Below are 11,005 nucleotides of genomic sequence, written 5' to 3'. Positions count from 1 at the left end.
TGCACACATCACGAGAGCGGAACAACCGGTCGGAATAAGACCCGTTGTTCTCAGCGTCCTCGCTGTGTAATTGCCTGCCCGGTCGCCGAAGCGACCCGTGCAGGACTTTCAAAGGAACCACCAACCTGCCGAAGCAGGCCGGGGTATCAACATATTTGGCGTTGACTTTTGGCACGCTGTTGAGTTCTCAAGGAACGGACGCTTCCTTCGGTCCCGTTTCACCGGGTCCCTCCGGGCGCTTCCCTTCGTTCTTGCGTTTCCGACTCTATCAGACTCTTTCGTGTCCGATTCCCGGTCGAAGCGGGTCAAGCAGTTTCGCTTTCCAGGTCCTCCGCTTTCGCGTTTCCCCTTTCCGGCGGTTCCAACTTTACCAGACTCTTTTTCGTTCCGTTTCCGGTCCGAATTTGATTTCCGGTGGCCTGTGGAGTGGCCTTGCCTTTCGGCGTGTTCACTACGTTAGCCGATTCCCTTGGCAGCTCATAATCGAGCCGATGGGACGAATTACGGGCATGCCGAATTCACACCCGCCAGGGTGAGTCGTAGGTAGTGGTTTGGCCGCTTCGAGTAGCTCGGTCCGGTCCGATGGGCCGTTCCGATAGCTGTACCCGTGTCAAGCGGCTCGGACTACATTAGGCGCCCGCCGAGGGTGCGTCAAGTTGCCTTGCGGCTCGGCCGGCGGCGCGGTGCGTGGGCACGGTACGGGCTCACCGTGGGGTCTCCCTCGATCCAGAAACGCCAAGGCTGGTGGGCCCCGTCGCCGCCCACCCCGGTGCGGGGGCCGCTGCGTACGAGGGCACGGGGCGGCGGGGCGCCGTGCAGTACGGACAGCGCCGGGGCGGGGCCGCCGAAGAGGTCGCTGCCGTTCAGGTCGCGGTCGACGTCGAGGGCGGTGGCGAGGCGGGCCGGGCCTTTGGCCAGTTCCTTGTCGTTGCGGGCCGAGACGCGTCGGTCGCGGGCCAGGTCGGCGCCGATGTTGATCTCGCCCGCCCGGAGCAGGACTCCGCTCGCACGACCTTCCGGACCGCAGACGAGGTTGAGGCAGTGCCACATCCCGTACGTGAAGTAGACGTACGTGTGGCCGGGCGGACCGAACATCACGCTGTTGCGCGCGGTGCGGCCCCGGAAGGCGTGCGATCCGGGGTCGACCTCGCCCGCGTACGCCTCCACCTCTGTCAGGCGCAGCTCGATCGTGCCCGCATCGGTGCGCCGGACGAGCGTTCGGCCCAGCAGGTCGGGGGCGACTTCCAGTACGGAGCGGTCGAAGAAGTCCCGCGTCAGTGGGGTGCGGTCGGGTCTCTTGGTCATGGCGCCCGAGGGTACTGGGATCGACCGGACGGGAACCGGCTACCGTCGTGGCGCGTATGTAGGGGTCAGGACCAATAAGGAGTGACTATGGGCTTCAAGCGGCTGCTCGCGAGCATGGGTGCCGGCGGTGCCTCGGTGGAGACCGAGCTCACCGAGGTGAATGTCGTCCCCGGTGGGGTCGTCCAGGGTGAGGTGCGGATCCAGGGCGGCTCGGTCGCCCAGCAGATCGAGGGGCTCTCCGTCGGTCTGCAGGCGCGGGTCGAGGTCGAGAGCGGGGACCAGGAGACCAAGCAGGACATCGAGTTCACCAAGCTGCGGCTCGGGGGCGCGTTCGAGGTGCAGGCGGGCGCGGTGCACGTGGTGCCGTTCGGCCTGGAGATTCCGTGGGAGACGCCGATCACGATGTTCGGCGGCCAGCAGCTGCGCGGGATGAACATCGGGGTGACCACCGAGCTGGAGATCGCCCGCGCGCTGGACTCCGGTGACCTGGACCCGATCAACGTGCACCCGCTGCCGGCACAGGAGGCCATCCTGAGCGCCTTCGGCCAGCTGGGCTTCGGGTTCCGCAGTGCGGACATGGAGCGCGGTCACATCCGCGGTACGCGACAGCGGCTGCCGTTCTACCAGGAGATCGAGTTCGTCCCGCCGACGCAGTACCGCGGGCTGAACCAGGTCGAGCTCACGTTCGTCGCCGACGACCGCGAGATGGACGTCATCCTGGAGATGGACAAGAAGCCGGGTCTGTTCAGTGAGGGCAGCGACTCCTACCGCGCGTTCCAGGTGGGGCTGCACGACTACCAGCAGACCGACTGGGCGGCGTACCTCAACCAGTGGCTCGCCCAGGTAGGCGGACAGCGCAACTGGCTCTAGCGGGCGGTACGCCCCCTAAGGTCGGGGAAGAAGGCAGACGAATCCGATCAGGAGAGGTGCGAGACGTGACCGAGCCGAAGAGGGCCCCGCTGCCGCACGACTTCCATCCGGAGGTACCGGCGTTCACCGTGGTGAGCGACGACCTCGCGCCGGGGGCCTTGCTGGGCGATGCCCAGGTGCTTGCGGGCGGGAACACTTCGCCGCAGCTGCGGTGGGACGGTTTCCCCGAGGGGACCAAGAGCTTCGCCGTGACGTGTTTCGACCCGGACGCCCCGACGGGCAGCGGGTTCTGGCACTGGGTGCTCTTCGATGTCCTGGCCTCGGTGACCGAGCTGCCGGCCGGGGCGGGCAGCGGGACGTTCGAAGGGTTGCCCGCAGGGGCCGTCCAGGCTCGCAACGACTACGGTTCGAAGGACTTCGGGGGCGCGGCGCCGCCGCCCGGGGAGAACCACCGCTATGTGTTCACCGTGTACGCGGTGGACACCGAGAAGCTCGGGATCGACAGCGATGTGTCTCCGGCGGTGGCCGGATTCAATCTCCGGTTCCACACGCTCGGGCGTGCTCGGCTGATCGGCGAGTACGAAGCTCCCGTCGGCGATTAGTTCGTTTGCTGTTTGCCCTGCTCTGGTCCTGGAGAGATCAGAGCAGGGCATTTTTTATTGCGTTGTCCATCGCGGCCTGCCCAGCCAGAGTTGATCCGGGCCTGCCAGGGGGCGGGCGGCACACGGGAGGTGGGCAGGATGCGTGACACGCTGGTTCTCAACGCGAGCTTCGAGCCGCTGTCGACAGTGACGCTGAACCGTGCGGTGGTCCTGATCCTGACGGACAAGGCCGTCGTCGAGCAGTCGCATCCCGAGCTCCGTATGCGTGGTGCCGCCGTGGACATTCCGGCACCCCGGGTGATCAGGCTCTGCCGGTACGTACGGGTGCCGTTCCGAAGACAGGCGCCGTGGTCCAGAAGGGGTGTGCTGATACGGGACCAGCACCGGTGCGCGTACTGCGGGCGGCGGGCGTCCACCGTCGACCACGTGGTGCCGCGTGCCCAGGGCGGGCAGCACACCTGGCTGAACACGGTGGCCTCCTGCGCCGAGGACAACCACCGCAAGGCCGCCCGGACGCCGGAGCAGGCGGGGATGCCGCTGCTGAAGCAGCCGTTCGTCCCCTCCCCCGCCGAGGCGATGCTGCTGGCGATGGGGGCCGGCGACCGCTCGGCGCTGCCCGGGTGGCAGGACCGGGCGGCTGCCGCCTAGGGGGTGCTTGGAGCCGTGGCGTAGTTGGCGTACGGCTGGTGATGTATCCGTGGGCCCGTCCCTGTGAAGGGGCGGGCCCACGTGTGTCAGCGGAGCAGCAGCTGGACGATGGCCACCGAGCCCACGGCCACGATGAGGGCGCGCAGGACGGTGGGGCTCAGGCGGCGGCCGACCTTGGCGCCGATCTGGCCGCCGATGGCCGAGCCGATCGCGATGAGGACGACGGCCGTCCAGTCGAAGTGGGCGACGAAGAGGAAGAACAGGGCTGCGACGGTGTTGACCACGGCGGCCAGGACGTTCTTGACGGCGTTGAGGCGCTGCATCGTGTCGTCGAGCAGCATGCCCATCACGGAGAGGTAGATGATCCCCTGGGCAGCGGTGAAGTAGCCGCCGTAGACACTGGCGAGCATCAAGCCGGTGAAGAGGAGCGGGCCACCGTCGGCGCGGGGCGGGGCGCCGGTGTGTTCGCGGCGGCGCTGGACGGCTTTGCTGATGCGTGGTTGCAGGATCACCAGGACGAGCGCCAGGGCGACCAGGACCGGGACGATCGTCTCGAAGGCGGTGGAGGGCAGGGCGAGCAGCAGGGTCGCCCCGGAGAGGCCGCCGATCGCGGCGCCGACACTCAGCTTGAGGATCCGGCGGCGCTGTCCGGCGAGTTCCTTGCGGTAGCCGATGGCCCCGCTGATGGAGCCGGGGATGAGGCCCAGCGCGTTGGACACGGTCGCGGTGACCGGGGGGAGGCCGGTGGCGAGCAGGACGGGGAAGGTGATCAGGGTGCCCGAGCCGACGATCGTGTTGATCGTGCCCGCTCCGACGCCGGCCGCGAAGACGGCGAGTATTTCCCAGATGGACAAAGCCATCTCCTTCGGTGGTCAGTGACGCCTCCCCGCCATGAAGGTCGAGGGGCCTCACTGATCATGCACGAAGAGGCTTCCGGGTCAGGAGACCGGGGGTTCCTCGCGTCGTTCCACCGCCGGGGCGGGAATGCCCCCGTGGCCGTTTCCGCCGTTCCCGCCGGTGTTGAAGCCGGGCATGCCGCCGCCGAGGTTCCCGAAGGCTCCGCTGAGACCCTTGAGTGCGTCGCCGATCTCGCTGGGCACGATCCAGAGCTTGTTGGCGTCGCCCTCGGCGATCTTCGGGAGCATCTGGAGGTACTGGTACGAGAGGAGCTTCTGGTCCGGGTCTCCGGCGTGGATGGCCTCGAAGACCGTGCGGACGGCCTGGGCTTCGCCTTCGGCGCGCAGGGCGGCGGCCTTGGCCTCACCCTCGGCACGCAGGATCGCGGACTGCTTCTCGCCCTCGGCGGTGAGGATCTGGGACTGCCGGATGCCCTCGGCGGTGAGGATCGCGGCGCGCTTGTCGCGGTCGGCGCGCATCTGCTTCTCCATCGAGTCCTGGATGGAGGTCGGCGGCTCGATCGCCTTGAGCTCGACGCGGTTGACGCGGATGCCCCATTTGCCGGTCGCTTCGTCGAGGACTCCGCGCAGGGCCGCGTTGATCTCCTCACGGGAGGTGAGGGTCCGCTCCAGGTCCATGCCGCCGATGATGTTGCGGAGCGTGGTGACGGTGAGCTGCTCGATCGCCTGGATGTAGCTGGCGACTTCGTAGGTCGCGGCGCGGGCGTCGGTCACCTGGTAGTAGATGACGGTGTCGATGTTGACGACGAGGTTGTCCTGGGTGATCACCGGCTGCGGCGGGAAGGGCACCACCTGTTCACGGAGGTCGATCCGGTTGCGGATCGAGTCGATGAACGGGACGACGATGTTGAGGCCCGCGTTCAGGGTGCGGGTGTAGCGGCCGAACCGCTCCACGATGGCGGCGCTGGCCTGCGGGATGACCTGAATCGTCTTGATCAGGGCGATGAAGACGAGCACCACCAGGATGATCAGAACGATGATGATCGGTTGCATCGTGTCTCTCGTGTCCTTCGGTTGGCCGGTGGATCGCGGTGATCGGGGCCGGTCCTCATGTTCGGCCGGTGGTCGGCTAGTTGTGGGCCGGACCGGGTTCTCATGATGATCGGCATGATCGACTTCGAGTCTGGCAGACCGCGGCCCGCCTCGTGCACGCTTCGGTCACATGACGACGGCCGTCGCTCCGTCGATGTCCACGACATCGACCTGGCTGCCGGGTTCGAAGACCTGGTCGGCGTCGAGGGAGCGGGCCGACCAGATCTCGCCGGCGAGCTTGATGCGGCCGCCGGAGGCCGACACCCGTTCCAGAACGACTGCCTGACGGCCTTTCAGGGCGTCGATGCCGCTGGCGTGTCCGGTCTGTCCGGCCCGGTGTCTGGCGGCGATCGGGCGCACCACGGCGATCAGTGCGACCGAGACCACGACGAAGACCAACACCTGGGCGACGATTCCGCCGCCGAGGGCGGCGACGGCCGATGCGGCCACCGCCCCGACGGCGAACATTCCGAATTCGGGCATCGCGGTCAGGACGAGGGGGATGCCCAGTCCCACCGCGCCGATCAGCCACCACACCCATGCGTCGATGTCCACATGGTCATCGTAGGACTGTCGGTGCGTCACCGACAGGGCGCACGGGTGGCCAACTGCGTTGGATCGCCTGTCGATCGCGTGCGACAGGCCGCTGCGGCGCCCGGTCGGTCCCGGGTTGGGGCGGGGCGGGGCCGTCAGGACAGCGGCAGGCCGTGCGCGGTGTAGCGGTCGCCGGTGTGCTCGACGATGAGCGGCAGACCGAAGCAGAGGGAGAGGTTGCGCGAGCTGAGCTCGGTCTCCATGGGGCCGGCTGCGAGGATCTTGCCCTGTCGGATCATCAGGACGTGGGTGAACCCGGGCGCGATCTCCTCGACGTGGTGGGTGACCATGATCATGGAAGGGGCGAACGGGTCGCGGGCGAGGCGGCCGAGGCGACGGACGAGGTCCTCGCGTCCGCCGAGGTCGAGTCCGGCGGCGGGCTCGTCCAGGAGCAGCAGTTCGGGGTCGGTCATCATAGCGCGGGCGATGAGCGTGCGCTTGCGCTCTCCTTCGGAGAGCGTGCCGAACTTGCGGTCCAGGTACTCGGTCATACCAAGGCGGTCGAGGAAGGCGCGGGCCCGCTCCTCGTCGACGGCTTCGTAGTTCTCGTGCCAGGTGGCGGTCATGCCGTACGCGGCGGTGAGGACCGTCTGCAGCACGGTCTGGCGCTTGGGCAGCTTGTCGGCCATCGCCACGCCCGCCATGCCGATCCGGGGGCGGAGCTCGAAGACGTCGGTGCCGACGCCGCCGAGCTGTTCGCCGAGGACCGTGGCCGTTCCCCTGCTCGGGAAGAGATAGCTGGACGCGAGGTTGAGGAGCGTCGTCTTGCCGGCGCCGTTGGGGCCCAGGATGACCCAGCGCTCCCCCTCCTTGACCGACCAGGAGACATCGTCCACCAGAGCGCGTCCGTCGCGGACCACGGATACGTCCACCAGCTCCAGTACATCGCTCATGGCGCGTTGTCTCCCCATGCAGTCTCGTCGATCGTCGCGTGCCGGTGGGCACGGCTCCCAAGGGAAAACCTACGCCACCGCGCGAGTGCTTCAGGCGTGAGGGCCGTTCCCCGGCCGTTGCCTAGGCTGTCGGCATGCTTGTCGAACCACGCTCAGGGTTGTTGGCCGCTTGGGGAAACGCGCTTCTGGCGGGACTCGTCTCGCCGGACGAGGCGGCCCTCGCGATTGTCGGACAGGACGCGGTGCACCGCGTCGATGGACTGCCGGGTGAGGCGGGGCCGGTCGGGCTCACGCTGGCGCTCGGCCGGCTGAGGAGTCTCGGAGCGACCGGGTTCCGGGTCGCGCTGCCGGCGCCGGGGCATCCGCTGGGGCTGAGCGGTCCGCCCGATTTCAACGCACGGGCGCTGGAGGCGGAGGAGGCGGTGGTCGCGTACGGGGTGCCGTACGGGCTGGTGCCCGAGGTGAGCGAAGTGGGGCCGGAGGGGAATCTGCACGTCGAGGTGGTGTGGCGGGTACTGCCGGTACGGGAGGCGCCGCCCGCGGACGTGCCGTCGCTGGGCGAGGCGGAGCGCGAGCTGGCGGAGGCGTTGCGGGATGCGACGGCGGTGCTGTCGCGGCTGGACGTGGCCGGTTCCGGACCGGTGGCGGAGGCGGCGGTGGACGTGTACCGGGCGCGGGCGGAGCGGAGTCGGGGGCGCGAGGTGCTGGCGCCCGGGTATCCGCCGCGGGCGGTGCGGGTGCTGGAGATGGCGCAGCGGGTGGGCCTGCTGGTCTCGGTGGCGTACGAGAACGGGCACGGCGGTGCGGTGAGCGCGTCGGAGATCGCGGCGCGGGGGGAGGCGTTGCGGCCTGTGGAGCGGGTGGCTCGGCGGGCGCTGGTGGCGGCGTACAACGCGTATGTGGAGGGCGGGGAGGTTCGGCGGTAGGCCCGCGGGCCTTTCGTCCTCAAGCGCCGGACGGGCTGGGGTGGTGCGCCGGGTGGGATGGGGGTGGGTACGGCGAAAGCCGGACGGGTCCTTGGGGTGTGGGAGGGCATCCGGCTTTCGGGAGGGCTTGGGTCAGTGGTTGAGGCCGAGGTTGCCGAAGGCCGGGTTGAGCAGGCCCACCACGTTGACCGTGTTGCCGACCACGTTCACCGGGACGGCGACGGGAACCTGCACGAGGTTGCCGCTGGCGACCCCCGGGGAGTGGGCGGCCAGGCCCTCGGCGCCGGCACCGCTGTGGCCGGTGGCGGAGGCTCCGCCGGCACCGGCGGCGATGAGCCCGCCCGCGATCATGGTGACGGCGGCGGCCTTCTTCAGGTTCTTCACTTCAGGATCCTCCTAGAGAGGCTGCGGCGAGCCGCCGCAGCACGCCCTGAAGAACGCCGTGCGGTCCGGAAGGATACGCCGTTCGGGTGACATACACCCGACAGTATGAATCTCGGTCCGGGCGGGAACCCGCGGCGCTGCCGACGTCAGCCCGCCGCTCCGTGACGTACCGCCCAGAGCGCGGCCTGCGTACGGTCGGACAGGTCGAGTTTCATCAGGATGTTCGACACATGGGTCTTGACCGTCTTCTCGGAGAGGACGAGCGCACGGGCGATCTCGCGGTTGGAACGACCGTCCGCGATGAGGCCGAGGACTTCGCGTTCCCGCTCGGTGAGCGTGCTCCCCCGGCCCGTGCCGGTGCCCGCGTCGTCCTGGGCCAGCAGCGCGCCCGCGACCTCAGGCTGGAGCAGGACGTGACCGGCGTGCACCGAGCGGATCGCGCCGGCCAGGGCGTCCGGGTCGACGTCCTTGTATACGTAGCCGGAGGCTCCGGCGCGCAGTGCGGGGACCACCGTGCGCTGTTCGGTGAAGCTGGTGACGATGAGGACCTTCGCGGGGTTGTCGAGCTCCCGCAAGCGGCGCAGGGCCTCGATGCCGTCGGTGCCGGGCATCTTGATGTCCATCAGCACGACGTCGGGGCGGAGCTCCTCGGTCCGGGCCACGCCCTCCGCGCCGTCGGACGCCTCACCGACGACCTCTATGTCCTCCTGGACCTCCAGGAACGTACGCAGTCCGCGGCGGACCACCTGATGGTCGTCGACCAGCAGCACCCTGATGTTCTTGTCAGCCACCGGGGACCTCCATCTCGATCGTGGCGCCCTTGCCGGGCTCCGAGGCAACGGTGAGCCGGCCGCCGACACTGCTCGCCCGGTGGCGCATGGAGACGAGGCCGAGGTGGCGGCCCGCCCGTCGCACGGCGGTGGGGTCGAACCCGCCCCCGTCGTCGGTGACGCGCAGGACGGTGGCGGTGCCGCGCCGGGCCAGGGTGACGCTCACGCGCTCCGCGCCGGAGTGGCGCAGGGCGTTATGGAGGGCCTCCTGGGCGACCCGGAGCAGTGCTTCCTCCTGGCCGGCGGGCAGCGCGCGCACTCCGCGGCTCTCGAAGGCGACCTCGGCGGTGTGCGCCCTGTCCAGGACCTGGATCTGGGTGCGGAGGGTGGCGATGAGCCCGTCCTCGTCGAGTGCCGCGGGGCGCAGTTCCACGACGGCGGCCCGCAGTTCGTCGACCGCCTCGGCGGCGAGGACGGCCACCTGCTGGAGTTCGCCCTTGGCCCGGGCGGGGTCGCGGTCGACGAGAGCGGCGGCGGCCTGGGCCGTGAGGCGGAGCGAGAACAGCTTCTGGCTGACCGCGTCGTGCAGCTCGTGGGCCAGGCGGGAGCGTTCCTCGGCGATGGTCAGCTCGCGGCTGCGCTCGTAGAGGCGGGCGTTGGTGAGCGCGATGGCGGCGTGCTGGGCGAGGATCTGGAGCAGTTCCTCGTCCTCGGCGGTGAAGCCGCAGCCGCCCTCGGGCTTGGGGCACATCTTGTTGGCGAGGAACAGCGCTCCGATGATCTCGTCGCCGTCCGTGATGGGCAGGCCGAGGAAGTCGGACATGTCGGGGTGGGCGTCGGGCCAGCCCCCGAAGCGGGGGTCCTCGCGGACGTCGGCGAGGCGTTCGGGCTTCGCCTGGTGCAGCATCGCGGCGAGGATGCCGTGCTGGCGGGGCAGCGGCCCGATGGCCTTCCACTGTTCGTCGCTGACCCCGTCGACCACGAACTGGGCGAAGCCGCCGTGGTCGTCCGGGACGCCGAGGGCCGCGTACTGGGCGTCGAGCAGCTCGCGGGCGGAGGCGACGATCGTCTTGAGGACGTCGCCCACTTCGAGGTGCCGGCTCATGGCGAGCAGCGCGGCACTTACCGCGGCGAGGCCCGACGGTGGGCGATGACTCATGGGATCACCGTACCGGCGGGAACCGTGCGGTCGTATCGGGCCGGGGTCGGTGGTGGGCGGGCTGGGGCCTAGGTCAGGGCGGCGGGGCCCTCGGCCGGAGGTCGTAGGACCGCTCGGGACCTACGCCGAAGTGCCGGGTAGGAGTGCGGCTCCCGGGCGAGGCGCGGTGCGGGGCGGGGCGGGCTTCCTACGTTGGGCGCACCGGGGTCTCCCGGTGGACGTCGAGGGTACGAAGGGGCGGTCGTCATGCCGGTCGCGATGATCACGGGTGGTTCGAAGGGGCTGGGGCGCGCGCTGGCGGGGGCGCTGGCCGGGCAGGGGTGGGACCTGGTGCTGGACGCACGGACCGCCGGGGTGCTGGAGGACACCGCGCGGAAGCTGCGCGGGCGGTACGGGACGCGGGTGGTGGCGGTGCCGGGGGACGTCACGGACGCGGCACACCGGGCGGAGCTGATGGCGGCCGCCGGGTCGCTGGGCGGTCTCGACCTGTTGGTGAGCAACGCGAGCGTGCTGGGCGCGGAGCCGCTGGTCCGGCTGGACGCGCTGCCGTTGGAGGGGCTGCGCCGGGCGCTGGAGGCGAATGTGGTGGCGGCGCTCGGTCTCGTACAGGAGGCGTTGCCGTCGTTGCGGGCCTCGGCCGCGGGGGCGGTGGTGGTGATCAGCTCGGACGCGGCGGCGGAGCCGTACCCGACGTGGGGCGGCTACGGGGCGTCGAAGGCGGCGCTGGACCAGTTGGCGGCGGTGCTGGGCGAGGAGGAGCCAGGGCTGCGGGTGTGGGCCGTCGACCCGGGTGACATGGCGACGGACCTGTACGCCGCGGCGGTCCCGGAGGAGGCGGACGAGCCTCGGCCGTCGCCGGAGAGTGTGGCGCCCGCTTTCCTGCGGCTGGTGCGGGAGCGGCCGGC

Annotated in this window: 13 protein-coding genes; 5 read left to right on the top strand and 8 right to left on the bottom strand. The window is 69.9% G+C overall.

The features are described from left to right. Positions 1 to 651 precede the first annotated feature (651 nt). Positions 652 to 1,305: a DNA-3-methyladenine glycosylase gene (locus B9S58_RS09920; protein WP_103531750.1), complete on the bottom strand. Its 654-nt coding sequence runs from the start codon at positions 1,303 to 1,305 to the stop codon at positions 652 to 654. Between the two features lie 87 nt (positions 1,306 to 1,392). On the opposite strand from B9S58_RS09920, the gene B9S58_RS09915 reads away from it, so the two are divergent. The 3 genes from B9S58_RS09915 to B9S58_RS09905 all read left to right on the top strand — a co-directional run bounded on the left by B9S58_RS09915 (position 1,393) and on the right by B9S58_RS09905 (position 3,425). Next, a complete protein-coding gene (locus B9S58_RS09915; protein ID WP_103531749.1) occupies positions 1,393 to 2,175 on the top strand; it encodes a sporulation protein in 783 nt (260 codons plus the stop codon). A 65-nt stretch (positions 2,176 to 2,240) separates the two neighbouring features. Continuing rightward, entirely contained in the window at positions 2,241 to 2,777 is a 537-nt protein-coding gene (locus B9S58_RS09910) for a YbhB/YbcL family Raf kinase inhibitor-like protein (RefSeq protein ID WP_103531748.1), read from the top strand. A gap of 138 nt (positions 2,778 to 2,915) precedes the next feature. Beyond that, positions 2,916 to 3,425: an HNH endonuclease gene (locus B9S58_RS09905; RefSeq protein WP_103531747.1), complete on the top strand. Its 510-nt coding sequence runs from the start codon at positions 2,916 to 2,918 to the stop codon at positions 3,423 to 3,425. Between the two features lie 86 nt (positions 3,426 to 3,511). Here B9S58_RS09905 and B9S58_RS09900 read toward each other — a convergent pair whose 3' ends face one another. The 4 genes from B9S58_RS09900 to B9S58_RS09885 form a co-directional block, all read right to left on the bottom strand. After that, entirely contained in the window at positions 3,512 to 4,285 is a 774-nt protein-coding gene (locus B9S58_RS09900) for a sulfite exporter TauE/SafE family protein (protein WP_103531746.1), read from the bottom strand. Between the two features lie 78 nt (positions 4,286 to 4,363). After that, positions 4,364 to 5,335 (bottom strand): SPFH domain-containing protein, encoded by a 972-nt coding sequence (locus tag B9S58_RS09895; protein WP_103531745.1) that lies wholly within the window; start codon positions 5,333 to 5,335, stop codon positions 4,364 to 4,366. A 165-nt stretch (positions 5,336 to 5,500) separates the two neighbouring features. Then, a complete protein-coding gene (locus B9S58_RS09890) occupies positions 5,501 to 5,929 on the bottom strand; it encodes an NfeD family protein (protein WP_103531744.1) in 429 nt (142 codons plus the stop codon). 134 nt (positions 5,930 to 6,063) lie between these two features. Beyond that, positions 6,064 to 6,861: an ABC transporter ATP-binding protein gene (locus B9S58_RS09885; RefSeq protein ID WP_103531743.1), complete on the bottom strand. Its 798-nt coding sequence runs from the start codon at positions 6,859 to 6,861 to the stop codon at positions 6,064 to 6,066. A 134-nt stretch (positions 6,862 to 6,995) separates the two neighbouring features. Between B9S58_RS09885 and B9S58_RS09880 the strand changes: the two genes are divergently transcribed. Further along, positions 6,996 to 7,787, top strand: coding sequence for a hypothetical protein (locus B9S58_RS09880; RefSeq protein WP_103531742.1), 792 nt, complete (start codon positions 6,996 to 6,998; stop codon positions 7,785 to 7,787). A 132-nt stretch (positions 7,788 to 7,919) separates the two neighbouring features. On the opposite strand, the gene B9S58_RS09875 is transcribed toward B9S58_RS09880, so the two are convergent. From B9S58_RS09875 to B9S58_RS09865, 3 genes are all read right to left on the bottom strand, one after another. Continuing rightward, on the bottom strand, positions 7,920 to 8,171 hold the full coding sequence (locus tag B9S58_RS09875; protein WP_103531741.1) for a chaplin family protein: 252 nt from the start codon (positions 8,169 to 8,171) through the stop codon (positions 7,920 to 7,922). Between the two features lie 146 nt (positions 8,172 to 8,317). Beyond that, positions 8,318 to 8,962 (bottom strand): response regulator transcription factor, encoded by a 645-nt coding sequence (locus tag B9S58_RS09870; RefSeq protein WP_103531740.1) that lies wholly within the window; start codon positions 8,960 to 8,962, stop codon positions 8,318 to 8,320. Then, positions 8,955 to 10,100 (bottom strand): GAF domain-containing sensor histidine kinase, encoded by a 1,146-nt coding sequence (locus tag B9S58_RS09865; RefSeq protein ID WP_103531739.1) that lies wholly within the window; start codon positions 10,098 to 10,100, stop codon positions 8,955 to 8,957. Before B9S58_RS09865 ends, B9S58_RS09870 begins: the two co-directional genes overlap by 8 nt. 246 nt (positions 10,101 to 10,346) lie before the next feature. On the opposite strand from B9S58_RS09865, the gene B9S58_RS09860 reads away from it, so the two are divergent. Beyond that, a partial coding sequence (locus B9S58_RS09860) for an SDR family oxidoreductase (RefSeq protein WP_103531738.1) occupies positions 10,347 to 11,005 on the top strand: 659 nt, incomplete at its 3' end.

It is taken from the genome of Streptomyces sp. SM11, from assembly GCF_002910905.1.
In the GTDB taxonomy this organism is placed as follows: Bacteria; Actinomycetota; Actinomycetes; order Streptomycetales; family Streptomycetaceae; genus Streptomyces.
The sequence above is the reverse complement of the archived record's forward strand: the minus strand, read 5'-3'. Positions and strand labels throughout refer to the sequence as shown.